General features: G+C 58.8%; 17 protein-coding genes. 3 read left to right on the forward strand and 14 right to left on the reverse strand.

Annotated elements, in window-relative coordinates:
• Positions 1–4: 4 nt before the first annotated feature.
• From K8I84_RS07520 to K8I84_RS07565, 10 genes are all read right to left on the reverse strand, one after another.
• The gene (locus K8I84_RS07520; protein ID WP_223794124.1) at positions 5–2,077 is read right to left on the reverse strand and encodes a hydantoinase/oxoprolinase family protein; all 2,073 of its coding nucleotides are present in this window, start codon (positions 2,075–2,077) and stop codon (positions 5–7) included.
• A 37-nt stretch (positions 2,078–2,114) separates the two neighbouring features.
• Positions 2,115–3,380, reverse strand: a complete 1,266-nt coding sequence (locus K8I84_RS07525; protein WP_223794125.1) for a DUF1329 domain-containing protein — start codon at positions 3,378–3,380, stop codon at positions 2,115–2,117.
• Positions 3,381–3,390: 10 nt separating this feature from the next.
• A complete protein-coding gene (locus K8I84_RS07530) occupies positions 3,391–5,070 on the reverse strand; it encodes a DUF1302 family protein (RefSeq protein WP_223794126.1) in 1,680 nt (559 codons plus the stop codon).
• Between the two features lie 13 nt (positions 5,071–5,083).
• Positions 5,084–7,474, reverse strand: a complete 2,391-nt coding sequence (locus tag K8I84_RS07535; protein WP_223794127.1) for an efflux RND transporter permease subunit — start codon at positions 7,472–7,474, stop codon at positions 5,084–5,086.
• A 2-nt stretch (positions 7,475–7,476) separates the two neighbouring features.
• Positions 7,477–8,466 carry a WD40/YVTN/BNR-like repeat-containing protein gene (locus K8I84_RS07540; protein ID WP_223794128.1) on the reverse strand — a complete coding sequence of 330 codons (990 nt, stop codon included), beginning with the start codon at positions 8,464–8,466 and terminating at the stop codon, positions 7,477–7,479.
• Positions 8,456–9,385 (reverse strand): hydroxymethylglutaryl-CoA lyase, encoded by a 930-nt coding sequence (locus K8I84_RS07545; RefSeq protein WP_223794129.1) that lies wholly within the window; start codon positions 9,383–9,385, stop codon positions 8,456–8,458. The genes K8I84_RS07540 and K8I84_RS07545 overlap by 11 nt, the downstream gene beginning before the upstream one ends.
• Positions 9,386–9,389: 4 nt before the next feature.
• Positions 9,390–10,586 (reverse strand): CaiB/BaiF CoA transferase family protein, encoded by a 1,197-nt coding sequence (locus K8I84_RS07550; RefSeq protein WP_223794130.1) that lies wholly within the window; start codon positions 10,584–10,586, stop codon positions 9,390–9,392.
• A 380-nt stretch (positions 10,587–10,966) separates the two neighbouring features.
• Positions 10,967–11,323: a translation initiation factor Sui1 gene (locus K8I84_RS07555; RefSeq protein WP_223794131.1), complete on the reverse strand. Its 357-nt coding sequence runs from the start codon at positions 11,321–11,323 to the stop codon at positions 10,967–10,969.
• Between the two features lie 24 nt (positions 11,324–11,347).
• Positions 11,348–11,878: a DUF4136 domain-containing protein gene (locus K8I84_RS07560; RefSeq protein WP_223794132.1), complete on the reverse strand. Its 531-nt coding sequence runs from the start codon at positions 11,876–11,878 to the stop codon at positions 11,348–11,350.
• A 72-nt stretch (positions 11,879–11,950) separates the two neighbouring features.
• Complete coding sequence (locus K8I84_RS07565; protein ID WP_223794133.1) at positions 11,951–12,556, reverse strand: YigZ family protein; 606 nt, start codon at positions 12,554–12,556, stop codon at positions 11,951–11,953.
• A gap of 15 nt (positions 12,557–12,571) precedes the next feature.
• Between K8I84_RS07565 and K8I84_RS07570 the strand changes: the two genes are divergently transcribed.
• A complete protein-coding gene (locus K8I84_RS07570; protein WP_223794134.1) occupies positions 12,572–12,781 on the forward strand; it encodes a hypothetical protein in 210 nt (69 codons plus the stop codon).
• On the opposite strand, the gene K8I84_RS07575 is transcribed toward K8I84_RS07570, so the two are convergent.
• Positions 12,740–14,059 carry a sensor histidine kinase gene (locus K8I84_RS07575; RefSeq protein WP_223794135.1) on the reverse strand — a complete coding sequence of 440 codons (1,320 nt, stop codon included), beginning with the start codon at positions 14,057–14,059 and terminating at the stop codon, positions 12,740–12,742. The genes K8I84_RS07570 and K8I84_RS07575 overlap by 42 nt on opposite strands.
• Positions 14,056–14,742, reverse strand: coding sequence for a response regulator transcription factor (locus tag K8I84_RS07580; RefSeq protein ID WP_223794136.1), 687 nt, complete (start codon positions 14,740–14,742; stop codon positions 14,056–14,058). The genes K8I84_RS07575 and K8I84_RS07580 overlap by 4 nt, the downstream gene beginning before the upstream one ends.
• Positions 14,743–14,928: 186 nt before the next feature.
• On the opposite strand from K8I84_RS07580, the gene K8I84_RS07585 reads away from it, so the two are divergent.
• Both K8I84_RS07585 and K8I84_RS07590 read left to right on the forward strand, forming a co-directional pair.
• Positions 14,929–16,095, forward strand: coding sequence for a GNAT family N-acetyltransferase (locus tag K8I84_RS07585; RefSeq protein WP_223794137.1), 1,167 nt, complete (start codon positions 14,929–14,931; stop codon positions 16,093–16,095).
• Between the two features lie 45 nt (positions 16,096–16,140).
• Complete coding sequence (locus K8I84_RS07590) at positions 16,141–16,812, forward strand: hypothetical protein (RefSeq protein WP_223794138.1); 672 nt, start codon at positions 16,141–16,143, stop codon at positions 16,810–16,812.
• Here the strand turns inward: K8I84_RS07590 and K8I84_RS07595 are convergent.
• Both K8I84_RS07595 and K8I84_RS07600 read right to left on the reverse strand, forming a co-directional pair.
• Entirely contained in the window at positions 16,799–17,014 is a 216-nt protein-coding gene (locus K8I84_RS07595; RefSeq protein WP_223794139.1) for a dodecin, read from the reverse strand. The two genes, K8I84_RS07590 and K8I84_RS07595, sit on opposite strands and share 14 nt — an antisense overlap.
• Before the next feature lie 234 nt (positions 17,015–17,248).
• A complete protein-coding gene (locus tag K8I84_RS07600; RefSeq protein ID WP_223794140.1) occupies positions 17,249–18,199 on the reverse strand; it encodes a hypothetical protein in 951 nt (316 codons plus the stop codon).
• Between the last annotated feature and the right edge of the window lie 68 nt (positions 18,200–18,267).

Genomic DNA, 18,267 nt, shown 5'->3' on the forward strand with positions numbered 1-18,267 from the left:
ACGATTACTCCTTCCCCTTGTGATCCACGGGCTCGATCAGCAGGTTGCCCACCTGGTCGACCTTCGCGTGATACCCCGGAAAAACCACGGTAGTTGAATCCATCTCGGTAACAATGGCAGGACCAGGAACCACATGCCCGGGCCAGAGCTTCTCACGGTCATACAGAACCGCAGTCTGATCCTGACCGTCAAAGTAGATGGGGCTTTCACCCGTGACCGCCGCGCTCAGGTCCTGCGCTTTTTCCGCCCATTCTTTCTCATTGATGTTCGGGCGCGGTGCCCGCGCGATGGCACGCAGGTTAACCAGCTCATGCTCTTCATCCAGCGAGAAGCTGAACAGCTGCTCGTGCTCCGCGTCGAACGCATCCTGCAACACGCTCAGGCCATTGCTGCGCAGATCCTCCGGCTCAACAGTCTGGGTCAGCAGAAGTGCCTGTCCCTGGTAGCGCACATCCGCCTCCCAGGTGATGGTCTGCTGGTCGCCTGGAATGTCCTGTGTCTCCAGTGAATCGCTTACCTGCTTGGTGAGGACCTCGAGAATATCCACCACCTGGCTCTTATCGATATTGGAGAAGCCTTTGATCAGGGAACGGGACGCCTCGTCTTTGACCCGCGTGGTGGCATCACCGTAGGCACAGAGCACCCCGGGTGACGGCGGGACAATTACCGGCCAGGCATCCATCAGAATGCCCAGGGCATTGGCGTGCAGAGGCCCGGCACCACCAAAGCCACACAGCGCGAATTCGCGGGGGTCGTAGCCCTGCTCGACCGAGATCAGTCGCAGCGCACCGAACATATGCTCGTTGGCAATCCGCACAATGCCTTCCGCGGCCTCTTTCAGAGGCACACCCATGGCATCCGCCACCTTCTGAACGGCTGCTTCGGCCAAGTCCTTGCGGATTTCCATGTCCCCACCGAGCCGCTGGTTGGCCGGCAAGTACCCGAGTACCACGTTGGCATCGGTGACCGTCGGCTGATCGCCACCCTTGTTATAGGCCGCCGGTCCGGGCTCAGCACCGGCACTGTCCGGCCCGACCCGCAACGCCTTGGTCAGCTCGGGCACAAACGCGATGGAGCCACCGCCGGCGCCCACCGTCCGGACGTCCACCGAGGGCGCACGGACGGCCACATCACCGACACGGGTTTCCCGCCGCAATCGCGCACTGTTGTTCTCAATCAGCGCCACGTCGGTGGATGTTCCACCCACGTCGAACGTGAGCACCTTGTCGAAGCCGCCCCGGGAACAGAACCAGATGGCGCCCGCGACGCCCCCGGCCGGACCGGACAACAGCAGATTGACCGGTGTGTAGGACGCCGAATCGCAGGTGGCCAGTCCGCCATCCGAACGCAGGATGGACAACTGGACGTCATCCGCCAGCCGGGACTTGATCTCGTGTTCCAGGTGATCCAGGTAGCTGGAGACTTCCGGTCGAACAAAGCTGTTCACCACCGTTGTCTCAGTCCGCTCGTACTCCTGCATTTCCGGAACCACCCGGGAGGAGAGTGATACCGGAATATCCGGCATCACTTCTGCGGCGATGGCCGAGATCTTTTCCTCATGGGCGCCACTGGCGTAGGCATTGATGAGGGAGACCGTCAGGGCCTCTATGCCGGAGTCGCGCAGCGATTCGAGCTTCGACCGGATGTCTGACTCGTCCAGCTCCTGGACGATCTCACCCTTGGCGCTGACCCGCTCGACCGCCTCGACCGTGTCTTCCAGGGACGCCAGCAGTGGCTGCTTGTTGAAAATCACCCAGCCACCCAGGCCGCCCGGCACGAAGGACCGCGCAATGTGCAGAACCTGCCGGTAACCCTGGGTAGTGACCAGACCAACCCTGGCGCCCTTCTGGGTCAGGATCGCGTTGGTCGCCACGGTGGTACCGTGCATGACCGAGCGAATCTGCTTCGGGTCAATCCCCGAGGTGCGGCAGATCTTCTCGATCCCGTTGAGCACCCCTTGGGACGAATCGGAGGGTGTCGAAGGCACCTTGGCGGTATACGTGGCGCCGGTATCATCGTTGATGAGCAGTAAGTCCGTAAACGTGCCGCCCACATCAACCCCTAGTCGAAAGCTCATACTTCCTCCTGACAAACGTTTTGGTTGCGGATGGGCATCAGCGCGCTGCTGCCTGCTCCAGCTCTCTCAGACTGATGGAATCACCGTCCACCCCGTCGGTGTTCAGTTTTGCGTTATCTGCCAGCACGAAGATGGTGGCATGGCGACGCTGGTAATCGATGGTGAACCCGGCGTTGGACACAATGCCACGGTCGCCGTCCTCGGTTTCGATCGTCTTCAGGTTGTAGTTCATCCACTTCCAGAACTCCCCTTTGCGATCATACACATCGGCCATGTAGAAACGCGGGAACTGAGTATCCATATACATCACTTTCTTGCTGTACGGATGCTCGGGCGGAGCCACGGCTTCAATTACCCACACTTCACGGGGCTCCCACTGATCGGTCGGATTCCAGTACGGCTCGCTGTCCAGGTCCACGATCGGGAATTCCGCGTCGCCACTGGCGTCCTGGTTCCAGGCAGTGGACTGGCTGTTGGCGACTACCAGAATCTTGCGCTTGCCCAGAAGCTTGTATTCCGGATACCAGGTCGGATGGGCGTTAAAGATCTCGATGTCGTCGTTCAGCTGATCGGTGCCGCCGATGGGGTCCATCCAGGTACCACCGGAAAGACGGCGGGTACGACGCACGGACTTGATGTAAGCCCAGCTGTCGTCCAGTTTCGGGCTGTCATAACGAACGGTGAACAGACCAAGCCCCCGGATATCCGCCGGATAAGTGGCGTACAGCAGCTGCTTCCACAGCACATCGCCATCACCCTCGACGGTCTGTTCCTCACCTAGGCGCCCCTTCATGTAGTAACGGCGCAGCACCCACTCCTGGGTACGCTCCAGGCCCCGATCATCATCGACAAACAGGTAGGCAAATTCGGGGTAGTCCTGGAAGTTCTTGGTCGGCTGCGCAACGTGGTGATTCCAGATCAGCTTTTCCGCTGCGTGCGGTGTGTTTTCATCCACCTCCGGGAAAGGCATACCGGCTTTCCAGCCTTCCATCATCCGTGTATCGGGATTAAAGGTTGCGGAGCTGGCGTACTGCTCGGTTGCGGCCAGATAATCGTCACCGAGGGTGATGGGCTCGGGTGCCTTAAGCGTAATGACCAGACCTTCCTCACGAATCAGCCGCTTCTGCAGGTCGGTCAGCAGGGAATCGATGCTATCCCCGTCAAAGGTATCGGACAGACGCTGATCAAGGTTGCCCGCATTGATTACATCACCCGACTGAAGCTCCGCAGCCGCCAGATAGCTGGCGCCTGCCATAAGACTTACAGCCAGAGTCAGGTTCTTCAGGTTTGTTGTGATTGTCATGAGTATCTCCTCAGAACTGGTAAGTCAGACGTGCGGTCAACTGATCGTTGCCCGAGAAGTAGCCGAACAGGTTGGTATCGTTGAAGCCCTCGAGGGGACGATCCTGATCGGTTTCGTGCCAGAAAATATCGGCTTCCAGGCGTACCCGGATGTGGTCGCCATAGGCCATTTCCACTGCGGGAATCACGAACCCTCCGCCGTAGGTCAGATCGGAACCAACCGCCAGGGACGGATTGATCTGGTCGTTGGCGTAGTTGGTTGCCAGCACCGCAGTGATGATGCTGCTGAACTCCTTGGTTTCACCGCCGAAACCGGCGAGATTAACCAGCTGCTCGTCACGCTCGAAATCGGTGATCCAGTTGTTGAACAGCTGAACGGTGAAGAACGACGGACGGCTGGTGCCCAGGAAATCCTGCAGGTCCAGCTGCTTGTCGATGCGGAACATGGAGCGCACCAGGCTTTTCTCGGCAATGCCGCAGAAGCCCGGGAAGAAGCCACAAGCCTCGCCGGCACCCAGCCCGGCGGCACCGCCAGCAATACCAACGTTGTAGGGAGCATCCGGGATGTAAGCAATCTCGGTGCTGAACACCAGATCCGGACCCGCAAAATAGTTGTTCGCGGTCACACCAAAGATGTCGATGTAGGGATAGATAAACTCACCAGCCGCAGAAGGGTTGCCTTCATACTCGTACGGATTGGTCTGAAGGTCAGGCCGCCCCGGATTGGTGGCCGGATTGGGGTTCGCCACAGGATTGGGGTTAGGACCGTGGAACCAGGCCACCGAATAGCCCCAGTCGCCGGCCAATCCATTCCACCGCAGGCCGTAGGAGTCGTCATCCATGTCGGCTTCGGAGTGGTCGTAGTTGTAGGGTACGTTGGCGGCGAAGGGTGCGGAGGCAAACGTAATGCCCTTGTTCGGATTGTTGGCCCAGCGGCCCCCCTCCACATCGTAGCTATTGCCACGGTTTTCACCGTCGTTGAGCTGCCCGGGGATGTAAAGCAGCTGCAGGCTGCCATCGAGATCATCCACCCGCTGTACGAGGTTGACCAGATTCAGCGGCTTACGAAGCTCCTCGTTTTCAGGCTCGAGGAAAGACCGCCAGCGGAAGTCATAGCCATGCACCACATCCAGCAGCTGGAAGAAGTCGGTCTCGCCCCAGACCACCTGTTGACGACCGACTTTCAGGTTCGTGGTATCGGTAATATCACCCTGAATCCAGAGCTCACGGATCTCCTCATCGTCGTAAACGTCGTCGCGCAGATTCACCGAAGAGCCAGACGCACCGCCGGTTTGTGCCCACTCATCGGCAACCTCCTGCAGGTCCTTCAGATAGTCCGTCGGAGACTCCCGGGAGATGCGGCCGGTAAACTTGAAACGGGCGTTGCCAAAATCACGGAACAGGTTGAGCTTGCCGACGGTCCGCGCCATGGAGAGGTCGTAGCGATAGTCATCCCGCTGCTCGCCATCAAAGATATTGGGGCCCGGGCCGATCAGCGTGGGGTTCTCCAGATTCCACGAGAGATACTCGCGAATGTAGCCGGACACTTCCCAGTCTTTGGTCAACCAGTCCTCCTCACTTGCGAACACGGTTTGGGGAACGCCAGCCATCGTCGCAGCCACAATGCCAGCTGCCAGAAGCGTCTGCTTACGATAGCGCCCCTTCAACTCCAGGTTGTTTTTCGTTGTCATAGTTTTACCCATTTCATTGAGTGGATTGAGCTAGCGGCCCTGCGCCATGCTTGGCTTCGGTGCCGGAGGGGCGATCACCGAAAATGAACTTCGGCTGCAGCACCCGGACAAGGGATGGCATCACGAACAACGATGTGAACGCTGAGACGAGGAGCCAGAGCCCGATCAACGTGCCCATCTCCGCCTGGAATCGCAGCGAAGACAGGGACCAGAACAGAACGCCCGCGGCAAGCGTCACTGATGTGAGCAGCACACCGCGGCCGGCAGAAAACAGGGATTGACGAATGGCCTCGACGGGGTCGGCATCCGGCTCTTTCTCCAGATACTCTTTCACCGAATCGACGATGTAGAACGCGTAGTCGACTCCCAGGCCGATCCCCAGAGCGACCACCGGCAGGGTACTGATGCTCATGCCAATGCCCTGCCAGGCCATGAAGGCAAAGGTCACTACGTTGGAGATAAGCACCGGTACGATGAAGAAGATGCCGCTCGCCGAGGAACGGTAAACCGCGAGGCAGGACAGGATGACCACCAGCAATGCCAGGGCAATCGCTTCAATCTGGTCGGAAAGCAGAATCTCGTTCACTGCGGCAATGATCCCGAGCGACCCGCCCGCCAGCCGGACCTCGACACCATCCAGCGGGTTTGCCGCAATGAACTGCTTGATCTGATAGGTGGCCTGACGCAGCGTCTCGCCCTGACGATCCCGAAAGAACAGGATGACCGAGCCGTTCTTGAACAGCGGGTCGGCAAACTGGGCCAGGTCGTCCGGAGCCGCGCCCTGCATGTAGAAGCTGATCAGCTCACCGTTCTCGAGCTGGCTTGAACCCAGTTCCCGGTAGCGGGGATTACCCTCGTAGAGGTTCCGGCGAACATCCACCACAATGTCAGCCAGGGAAATGCTGCCCCCGACTTGCGGCAGCCGTTCCATCCGCCGCTGGAAACTCTGCATCCACGCCAGCACGTCCGGGCGCTTCAGGGCATCCCGTTCCTCGGCCTCCAGCACCACAAACATCTGCTCGGTGCCGGGATAGCTGGCGTTGATCAACGCGCTGTCCCGGTTAAACGAGGAATCCTCCCAGAGGATGGGCGAGCCGGTGGTGGCATCGCCGATGGTCAGGTCGGTGGCCTTGAACACCAGAAGGCCCACAGCCACCAGCGTCAACGGCAACACAAAGAAGCGGGCGCGGGTTTCTACCACTTTGACCGCCAGCCCGAGCACCGCATTCAGCAGGAACCGGAGGTTCAGGGGATGGGCATTGCGCAGCGGCGCCTTAACCCAGCTGAGCATCACCGGCGTCAGGATCACCGCCGAAAAGCCGATGGTCATCACCCAGATCGCACCGATGATCGATACTTTCTGCAGCAGCGGAATCGGGGTCAGCACCACACACAGGATGGCGCCCGCATCGGACACCAGCCCCAGCAGCCCGGGCCGGAACAGTTCCCGCATGGTCTGCTCCGCTGCTTTACGTGGGGCCACGCCCTCGCCGTCACACAGATCATCGAAACGGGTGATCAGCTGAACTGCGTGGCTGAAGCAGCGGGCGGTAATGATGAAGGCAACCACAATGACCAGTGGGTCGAAATTGAAGCCCAGAAGTACACCAATGCCCAGGGCCCAGATGGTGGACACCACGCCACTGAGCAACGGCAGCAGCGTACCGCGCCAGGTGCGGTTCAGCAGGAACAGCGCCAGCAGCATCGCACCGAGTGAAATCAGGGAGATGGCGACGGTCTCTTCCAGGAAGAAATCGACCCAGCCGTAGAGAATCGGCTCGCCCACCACATGATGGCTTACCTGGTCCTTGATCGGAGAAGCATCGAGAATGGCCTGCACCTGCGGGAAGATCTTGCTGTAGTCCACCAGGTGATCGTAGAAATCCATCTGGATCAGCGTGGACGACAGGTCAGGCTCCACGTAAATACCGTAGACAAGCGGGTTATTGAGAATAGCTTCGCGCAGTTCTTCGATGCCCTGGGCTGTTTCGGGGACATCCGGCCACATCAGAGGCACACTTTCTATGCCCATCGACGAGGCACTAACCGACTTCAGCTTGCGGGACGCCAGCGACACCACCTGAAACGGATTGACACCGCTGACCTTGGCCAGCTCGCGGGTGATGCGCTGAACTTCGGTCAGGATGGGACGAGTCATGATGTCGCCTGACTTCGCCTGTACGAGAATGGAAACCTTGTTACTCCCGCCAAAGGTCTCCTTGTAGGTTTCATGGACATCCACGTATTCGTGATCGCTGGGCACCATGTCGCTGAACACGGTCCGCACATCCATTTTCAGCAAGGTGAGCGCCATTAACAGCGTGCTGATCAGAATCAGGAAGGCGACCACACCGCGGTGACGGATGCAGAGTTCTGACAGGGAGCGTGCAAACTGACTAACCATGTCTATTTCTCCTCACCGCGGGTGGCAGGCCAGGTGTTCCAGTGTTCGCCATCCAGTTGACCGATCTCTTTACCGGCAACCACGACACCGTCGCTAGCCGGCAGCAGGCGAGCGACATACCCGGTGGTCCCGCTCTCGGGGGTCAGCAAGTTCCATTCGTCGCCATTGGCCGACTCCAGGAGCACTCCGCCATTGCCACCGGCAAGCCAGCGAGAGCCATCATGGATAACGTCGTAGAGGTGCTCAGAGGTGGGCGACGGGACCGATGTCCAGCTGTTTCCGCCATCGGTAGAGCGGAAAATCACGCCACCGTTGCCCACGATGACGCCGGTGCCATCAACAAACTCAACCGACCGGAGACTCTCGTAACCAAGCTCTTCCCCGGACCAGCTTTTGCCGTTGTCGTCGGACTGGTAGACGGTCCCGAATTCAGCCGTAATCCAGAGCACACCGGCGCCGTCCCGGGTGATGTCGTTCAGCCCCACATCGCCGTCGATACTCAGGTTCGTCCAGTCCTGCGCTTCGGCATTGCTGCGAAAGACCGCGCCCATCTCGCCAATGGCAAAGAACCCATCGCCCAGCCAGGCCACTTCGATCAGCTTTCCAGCAATGTCTGAAACCGGGAGTTGCGTCGATTCCCACTGCCCTTCGCCTTCCCGACGGAAGGTCCAGCCTTCGTTACCAACCGCCAGCACCAGGCCGTCGTCCGAGGTGGCAATCCCCTGAAGATTGATGTTGTGGGGCATGGAATGACGGGCCCAGGACGACGGGTCCGTGCCGCCTTCCAGCACAACCCCGTTGTTGCCCGCGAACCAGAAATGATCGGAACCGGTCGCGCTCACGTCGTAGAAAGTATCTCTCGACTCGGTGAGCGGCTGGGGCAGCGGCAGGGGCTCCACGGAGGGCTTTACGAAAGCGGCGGCGTAGGCCAGTCCGCTGACCACCGCCCAGGGCGCAACCTGCGCTGCGAATCCGAGCACCTTACCCACCATGGCCGGCCTCTCCATGCAGCTTCGCGAACTGCTGATCCAGCCATTTGAAACTCTTGCCGCCCAACGTCACGCCTGTCAGATCCTCGGCGAACTTGACGACCGGTACCAGGTCCAGCGGATCAATGCCGGCCTGGTAGCCCATGCTGTTCAGCAGCAGGACCACGTCCTCTGTCGCCACATTTCCGGTTGCGCCCGGCGAGAAGGGACACCCGCCCAGACCGCCGATGGATGCGTCAAATTCCCGCACACCCAGGTCCAGAGCCGCGGTGATATTCGCCAGGGCCATGCCCCGGGTATCGTGGAAATGACAGGACAGCTTTTCGGAAGGGACAAACGCGCTCAGTTCGCCCAGAACCGCCCGGACCTGAGCCGGATTCGCCGCGCCAATGGTGTCAGCGACAATGATTTTGCTGGCGCCGGCCTGCTGCATCTGGCGGCCATAGTCGGCAACCACACTGGGCGAAACCTGGCCTTCAAAGGGGCATTCATACGCGACAGCAAGATACGCTTGAACCTCAACCCCCTCACTCCGGCCGCGTTCCACAATGGCAGCGCACACCTGAGCCGTCTGATCGAGACTCATGCGAATGTTTTTCTGGTTCATAGTCTCGGTGACGGACAACACCACGTTCACTACCTGGGCGCCAGCCTCAACTGCCAGTTCATAGCCCTTCATGTTGGGCACCAGCCCCGCATACCGCACGGTGTCCGGATCCGGTAACTGTCCAAAGAGTTCGGCCGTTCCCGCCATTTGAGGGACTGCCTTCGGCGATACGAAACTGCCCGCCTCGACATTCCGCACACCAGCACGAACCATGGCGCGAATCAGGTCCAGACGCGCATCCGTTGTCAGGGTCTTACCCTGACTCTGGAGGCCGTCTCGCGGCCCCACTTCGTTGACTCGAATCTCGATGGACATTGCCTTACCCCACAATCTTCTTGGCTTTCAGATCAGCAATGCGCTGATCGTCGTACCCCATACTCCGGAGCACCTCTTCCGTGTGCTGGCCCAGTAACGGCGGCGCTGTGTAGCTGTCGGAGGAGTCAATGCTCAGCTTGATCGGGTTACCCGGCGCCTTGACGACACCGCCGCCGGCCTGGGGAATGTCCACCACCATGTTGCGGAACAGCACCTGGGGATCAGTCAGTGCGTCGGAGAATTTATTGACGGGCGCACAGGGAATCCGGGCGCTGGAGAGCAGATCAACCCAGTGCTGCGTAGTATTGGTCTGAAGCAGCTTAGTGAGGATGGTGTTGATCTTGTGTTTGTCGGCAAAACGCCCTGGCTGGGTTTTGTACTTCGGATCGCGGAATTCGTCGATATCCAGCAACTCGACCAGGTTGTCCCAGAAGCTGTCGAAGATGACCGCAATAATCACGAAGCCATCGCTGGTCTTGTAGGCGTCGTAAGGAACGTGAACGAAGTGGCCATTACCGATAGGCGTTGGATTATCGCCACTGAGCATGTGCATCGTGGCCATGTAGTTGAGCATGCTGATCTGACAATCGAGCATCGATATATCAACGTGCTGCCCATAGCCGTTAACCGCCCGGGAGTGCAGCGCAGCCAGCACGCCCATCACGGCAAACATACCGCCACCCAGATCGCCAATCGGGATGCCCGCCCGGGCCGGATGCTCCTCATCGTGGCCGGTGATCGACATGCCACCGCCAATACCCTGCACCACCTGGTCGAATGCCGGGCGCTTGAAATTCGGGCCGGCCTGGCCAAAACCCGTCACAGAGCAGGTGATAATGCGCGGATTAATGCGGGAAAGGTGCTCGTGATCGATCTTGAGCTTGCTGGGAACGCCGGCCGAGAAATTATCCAGCACAATGTCGGCATCCCTTACCAGGTCATAGAAGGTTTCCAGACCTTCCTCGGTTTTCAGGTCGATGCAGACGCTTTTCTTGTTGCGGTTAAGAGTGATGAAGTAGGCGCCCTGGCCGTTGTAGGAGTTTTTCGGATCACTGGCCAACAGGGCTCTGGTGCCCTCGCCTTTGAGCGGCTCTACCTTGATCGACTCGGCCCCCATATCGGCTAGCAGCATGCCCGCATAGGGGCCGGAAAGCATGTGCGTGAGATCGATAATTCGAACGCCTTCTAATGGTTTGGTCATTTTCGTCAGCACACTGTTGTTGGATGGAGTGTTATTGCCCAAATCATGTGGGCCTTTTCACTACGCATCGCAAAGGGAGTGCCAACTCAGCCAAAATCAGAAGGATCAAATTTTAACCATCTGTTTTTACAATGTTTTTCTGTAGGTGGAAACCGAAACACACAGAACAAGACAGCCGCAAACAGCGTTTCAACATGAAATACACACTTCAGGTTGAAATACTTTTTCATGGGAGATTTCAGAATGAAATAGCCACTGGGAAGTGGGGCGAAGTCAAGATTGCCTTCGCCCGCGGGGCAGGTCGGCCGCAGCCGAAACTTAAAGGGGAGGTATGGAGTCACCAGAAACGCACGCCTTCCACGTCTGGCGAGGGGCCGTTATCAGCCCCCTGAACGCTTCACCGTCCAGCCTTTTTCCTGCATGAGGGGCACCAGAATATCCCGCTGATCGCCCTGAATCTCCACGACACCGTCTTTCACCGTTCCACCGGTGCCGCACTTGGCTTTCAGGACTTTGACATAAGCCTTGAGTTCTTTGTCATCCATGGGGATGCCCGTCACCAAGGTCACGCCCTTGCCCTTCCGGCCCTTGGTTTCACGGCTTACCCGCACAATACCATCGCCCTTCGGCCTTTCGGGCTCGCCACAGGCGCATTCAGACACTGGGTTCTTACAGCCGGGGCACATACGGCCGTGCTCGGTGGAAAACACCAGTCCACCTTCATTTCGCTTCTTCATTCCGGTCCTCTGTTCTGCTCCGGTTTATGACTCAGGGGCCGGAGGGTACTGGGAAAACATTTCCGCGACCACCTCGTCGATCAGTTCGCGGCGTTCGTCGGACGACTGGAATTCCTTTAGATAACGGCGGCTGACGGCTCGCCAGACCACCTCATTGGCGGAGGTATCCACCAGTTCCAGGACCAGCTTGCCCTCTTTCACTTCCCGCACCGGCGGCGGTGCAGCCATGCCCCAGCCAAAGGGGCCGCGGCCAAACCCGATACCTACGCCAACACCCACCTGCTCCAGCCGCTCTTCTTCAACAATCTGCCAGTTCACCAGCAGGTCCGCCTCGGCTTCGGGCACCTGGCGCAGGGCTTCGCGTTTCATTTCCCGCTCCACAGCAGCACGAACACGGCTGCCATCCAGGGAAACGAACGAGCCTGCCCCGGCATTGGGCGCAAAAGCCCAGGTGCCATAACTGCCGAACATGGCGGTGTCCTTGTAGTCGGTTACCACGTTGGCCGTGCAACCGGCCAACGCCAGCAACAGGGCAGTGATCATCAGAAAACGCATGCAAGATCCTCCTTGTGGAGCTCACGTCCTTTCAGTATACGTCCGCCAGAGACCTACAGCTGTCCTTACGGGTCAGTTATCGAAATGGTAGTCCAATCGCTGGGCATCGCAGAACGCGGCAAAGGCATCGGCCTGCTCTTCCGGAACCTGCAGTTGCGCTGTGACCCGATTGCCATAGTCAACGGAGGCCACCTCGGCACCGTGGACCTCACACCAGTGCCTTACCGGCTGTTCGTCGGCGAACTGCATGGTCACGGTTACGGGCGCCATGGGCCGCTGGACCACACGGTCCACGGCCGACAGCACACTCTCGGCGGCACCGGCGTAGGCACGCACCAGACCGCCAGCGCCCAGTTTGATGCCGCCAAAGTAGCGGATCACCATCACCAGCACATCGCCCATGTCCTTGTGCTGAATAACATTAAGAATGGGCTTTCCGGCGGTGCCGGAGGGCTCGCCATCATCGCTCATGCCCGCCTCTGCGGCGGAGCCAGGCCGTCCCAGCTGATAAGCCCAGCAAACATGCCGGGCATCGGGATGATCGTTATGGGCCTCGTCCAGCCACGCCTTGACCTCCTCACGAGAGGAAACGGGCGCGATGCGGGCGATGAAGCGGCTTTTCTTCACTTCCGTTTCCCGCTCAAGGTATCCTGCGGGGACCGGGTAATCCTTGCTCATCAGTAGGTAAACCTTATGTCTGAAGACAGCGATCGTACCAGTCCGGGCGCAGCCAGCCCAGCCAGGATCCAGAAGGCCGCCTGCGGTATCCGGTTCGCAGACGATGAACTGCAGGAAGGCATCGATTTTTCCGGCGCCGAACGCCTAATGCCAGAGGACGACGCGGCACCGGACGAACCGGAATCAGGTGCCGATAAAGACCGGCAGGCGGATCGTCACCCGTAAGCCGCCCGAAGCGCCCCGATCGGCGCGGATTGAGCCATCGTGGGCCGCGACAATGTCCCGGGCAATGGCCAGGCCAAGACCCCAGCCCGGCCCCCCGCGGGATTTGTCGGCGCGGTAGAAGGGCTCGAACAGGTGCGGCAGGTGTTCGTCATCCACGCCCGGGCCTTCATCCTCGAAAGCGATCTCGAGAAATTGCCCCGATGTCCCGACACTCACCTGAACGGCATGCCCCGGCGAGGTGTGGTCAAGGGCATTCTGCAGGATGTTTTCAAACGCCCGGCGCAACAGTTCGCCATCGCCCAGCACAGAACTCTTGAGCAACTCTGGCCTGGCCGTGAGCTGACAGTCTACCCCCTGGTGTTCCGCATAGTCCGCCGCATCCCGGAGCACTTCGTTGATCAACGTCAGCAGCGCAACCGGCTCCCGCTCGATGTCATTGCCCTGCTCGGCCACCCGGTACAAGGTCAGGATCTGGGAGGTCATGGCCTCCAGCCGTTCGTTTTGTCGCAGAATACTGGCCATGAGTTGTTCGTCCTCACCGGCATCGATCGCCAACTCAATGGCAATTCGCTGGCGAGTCAGGGGCGTTCGAAGGTCGTGGGAGATATCCCTCAGCAAATGTTTCTGCCGTTCCAGCAGGGTGCACAGCTGGTCGGTCATGGCATTGAACGCCGTAGCCAGCTGGCCAACCTCATCGCCCCGCCCGGCAATATCCTCACTGACCCGAAGCTCGGTCCGCCCACCGGCGATTTGCCGTGCGGTCTGTTCCATGTGATTCATCGGGCGCGAAACCATACGGGCAATCCACCAGCACGCCAGGGTAATCAGTACGGCGGCCAGAGCCAGCTCGATGAAACGGAACACACCGGGGTCCAGCCAGCCTTCCCCTGAGGCCCGGGGCCAGGCCACCAGCTGATACCTTTCATTGATATCAATCAGTGCCGGTTTCTGGGGATACCAGCTGGACTCCATGCGTTCCCGCACGAAAGACGGCAGGCGCCGCTCCTTATCATCCAGATCAATCAGAATAAGGTGCAGATCCATCTGTTCGCCCTGTTCACGCAGAAAACGCCAGGGCGCCCATTTGCCGCTCTCCTCGCGAATCGCGATAGCTTCCAAGCCAAGGTCATGAAGCCCGGCCTGCCGCTCAATGGCTTGTCGCTCACGATCCAACAAAACCCGGCTCGCCAGATTACTGGCCACCACCGTCACGGCCATCGCCAGCCAGATCGACAGGAAAATCCGCCAGAACAGCGGCACGGACGGCAGCCATTTCATGCCAGCACCTTGTAGCTGTAACCCAGCCCCCGAACCGTCTCTATTCGTTCCTGCCCGTCCGGCCCCAGTTTCCGGCGGAGGTTACTGATGTGCATATCCAGGGTGCGGTCGTACGCCTCCAGACGTCGCCCAAGCGCCCACTGCATCAGGTCCGGTTTGCGCACCACACTGCCGGCGTGGGACAGCAGCACTTGCAGGACTTCGTACTCGGTGGCGGTAAGGTCCAGCGGTTGGTCGTTCTGCAGGATACGGCGGTGCTCCGGTTCCACCTTGAGGTCGCCATAGATCCGGGCAGCATTGACCTCGGCTCGCTGATCCCACGCCACACGACGCAACAGGGCTTGCAGCCGGGCCACCAGTTCCCGCGGATTGCAGGGCTTTGGAATGTAATCATCGGCGCCCACTTCAAAGCCGACGATACGGTCGGTTTCATCGCCTCGGGCGGTAAGCAGAACAACCGGCAAATGAGTGTCGGCGCGTAGTTCACGCAGCACTTCCAGGCCATTGATGTCCGGCAGCATGATATCCAGCACCACCAGATCACAGTTCTGCCCCCGGGCCAGGGCCAGCCCATCGTTACCGTTGGCCGCTTCACGAACCGTAAACCCCTGATTACTCAGATAACGGGCCAGCAGGCTCCGCAATTCCTCGTCATCTTCAACCAGCAACACCCGGTTCTGCATCTTGTGCCTCCTGAACAATGATCCCGAGTCTACCACGGCTGATTCAAGCCGCTGATTCCTGTCGCTTTCCTTTGCAGAACCTTTACATTTTCAGAACTTGCCGGCGTCTTCTGACCCAGAGTTCGTGATGAAAGCGAAGTTCTGACCTATGGTATGACCAAGGACACCCAAAAAAGCCTGTAACGGATGCCTGATACACAAACCCTCTCCCTGACTCTGGACACCTGCTACTCGGTGGAAGACATTCCACGGGCAGACTGGGATCGCCTGGCTGGCCAGGACAACCCGTTTTTGCGCTACGAGTTCTTTCAGGCTCTGGAGCGTTCCGGCTGTACCAGCCGCTCAACCGGCTGGGAGCCCAGCCACCTGATTTTCCGATTGGATGGAGAGATCGCCGGCCTTGCGCCCGCTTACCTGAAGACCCATTCCATGGGCGAGTATGTGTTCGACTGGTCCTGGGCCCAGGCCTATCACCAGCACGGACTGGATTATTACCCCAAGTTGCTGATGGCCATTCCGTTCACGCCGTCCCAGGGGCCGCGCCTGCTGCTTTCCCGGGAGCTTCGGGGGTTGCTGGACGCGCGCCAACTCCATGAGTTGTTCGACAACCTGATGCATCAACTGGGTGGCCACTCCTGGCACCTGCTGTTCCCGGATGCCCGGGACCGAAAGCTCCTGGGCTACCCACAGGAACTTCGCCGGCTCGGCTGTCAGTTTCACTGGCACAATCGCAAGTACGAAACCTTTGACGGTTTTCTGGAACAGCTTACCTCCCGCAAGCGCAAGTCCATCCGGCGCGAGCGCCGTCAGGTGGCTGAACAGGGCATTGTGTTCAGCCGTTTTCACGGCGAGGATATTCCGGATGATGTCATGGAGGCTTTTTACACGTTCTATCAGGCCACCTATCTCAAGCGCGGGCAGCGCCCCTATCTGAACCGGCAGTTTTTCGAACTGATTCGAGTCAACCTGCCCGAACATCTGCACCTGGTTATGGCCCGGAAAAACCGCGAATGGGTTGGCGGCGCCCTGTTCCTGACCAGTAAGAACACACTCTACGGGCGTTACTGGGGTTGCCTGGAAGAATACCCCCACCTGCACTTTGAAACCTGCTATTACCAGGGCATCGAACTGGCGATTGAACTCGGCCTGAGCCGCTTCGATGCAGGCGCCCAGGGCGAACACAAACTGGTAAGGGGATTTGAACCGCAGCTCACCCACTCCTGGCACGGCATCAGCCACCCGGGTTTCCGGGATGCCATCCGAACCTTTATCCGCGACGAAGCGGCCCAGGTGGACGCCTATTTTCAGGAATCGTTCAGCTTTTTGCCGTACAAACAACAGGATCAGGATTAACTTCTATACTGAAACCTTGACGAGGCTCAAACGGATTCTGACCGAATGGAAACGGACCCACTACTCAGTTTTCTGGAAGGTAACCAAACCGCGCTTATTCTTGCTGCCATTGCACTGCTGGTTGGCATTATCGCTCTGGTAATGGCCTTTACGCTGTCCCGCAGTGCCAATCGGGAAGCCGACTCCTTGCGCCAGCAGGCCCGCTCACTGGGGCGTGAACTGGAAGAACTCCGCATCGGTCAATTCTCAGGCGGCGGCCATCGCCCGCCTCCCACTCTGGGTGCCGATCCGGGAGCCGCCCGATATGACACGGAAAAAGAAGCCTACAGCAAAATATGGCCCCAGCTTTGGCAGTTACATGATCGCGTAGGCATTTTTATACGAGCCATCGAGAATGGAGAATCCGCCGGCGACCTGCGGCTCGATGCCCGCAACGCGGCGCTCGAAGCCCGCCAGTTAATGAACCTGAATCGTCCGTTCTGCAACGAGACGGTCGAAGAACTGGTGACCCGCCTGATTGATACCGAGATCAAGGTTCACCTCGCTGCCTGCCAGCATATGGATGTGTCAAAGGAAGTGTCTGACTCGTCCTCCGACCACGAACGCCGGGTACTGAAAGACAAATGCCAGGCCCTTTACGATGGCGAGGCCCGGGATCTGATGAACCGACTGGCGGATGCCATCCGAACCCGGGTGATCAACGTTAACTATCCATGATGCGGAAGCCGATCTTCAGCACCACCTGGTAGTGGCCGACCCTGGAGTCGACGATATGGCCGCGGGTTTCCACCACCTCGAACCACTCCATGTTGTGAATCGACTTGGCACACTCGCCCAGGGCGTTCTCTATGGCATCTTCGATGCTATTCTTGGACGAACCCACAATCTCCACTTTCTTGTACGTGTGGTGGTCAGTCATGATTGCTTCCTCCGGATTTGCTGAAAACAGCGTGGCTGAAGATACTCTTGAGCCTAGAAGACAAGCCCGGTGCCGGCAAACCAGGAGCCCTGGAACATATCAGTCCGATTTCTGATGAGTTGAAATGCTCATTGATCAGGCCCCTATACCAATGAGGCGCGGCACCCGATTCAGGTGCCACGCCCCTCTAGATTCCTGGATCGCCTGCAGCTTCCCTTTTTTGCCTGTCATGACTCACGTGCAGATAGCCTTGGCGTACAGGATATTCATCTTGATGGTCCAACTGGTTCCCTCTGGGACCCAAGCGATGAGTTTAAGCAGCGACTTCAAAACATCGGTTGGCTTCACCCCTACCGTCGCTGAGGCAGTTGCGTTGGCAACCCCGGCACCGGCGGATGCACCTCCCTCCGCCTCGATGGACACGTCCGGGATCAGATCAGCACTCTTTTTAAGGACCCAGGCACTCATGTTCAGGCTTTCCCGGATCAGTTCAAACTTCGGCTCGCTCTCTTCCACAGCCCACTCACACACCTCACCAGATGGCGCGCGGTTCAAGTTCCCGGAACTCACCGCCTGGAACCCATAGCGCGCTGGTTCCAGCAAAGGCGGCAGCGATGCCAGCATTTGGCGAATGTCACTTACTGTCGATTCCAGCTGCTGCATTTGCGCACCTACCGTTTGCCACATGAGGTACAGCGGGCGGGGTGGCACATAATCGATGACGACGCTCATACGTTGAAGGTTTTCCAGCAAGTCCTGGCGGCTGCTCAGGGCCGGAATCTCAGAAGCCAGATTCAGAAAATCGTTAAGGATGTATTTAATGCGACTACGGAAACCGGCACAGATCGCAGAACACCCAGAACCACCAGTGAAATACTCATACTCCGTCTGCATCTGCCTGATCATACCCATTGTCTGCTTCAGCTGATCCAGGACGTTCATATCTTTGATGTCCGCAAAGATATCGGGGGAACCGTTCTGAACCTTTTCAGCAATGGATTGGATCGGAGCCTTTTCCCGCACATTGGTTATCAGCGTACTCGTATTGGACTTCACGGTCTCAATCCGGGAAGAGAGACCTCCCCCCCAACGGGCATGGCCCAAAACAGGGGCGGCGAGAATAACAGCGGTTAAAGCACAAATAAGAGGCTTGCGGATTCGCGCGGTAGCGTTTGTTGGTTTCATGACCCTTTCTCCGTTCTTCTTGTACTGCTCGTATGGTTTGGTGATGCCGCTGCGGTGTTTCTCTGCAG

Source organism: Marinobacter sp. F4216 (assembly GCF_019931195.1).
In the GTDB taxonomy this organism is placed as follows: Bacteria; Pseudomonadota; Gammaproteobacteria; order Pseudomonadales; family Oleiphilaceae; genus Marinobacter; species Marinobacter suaedae.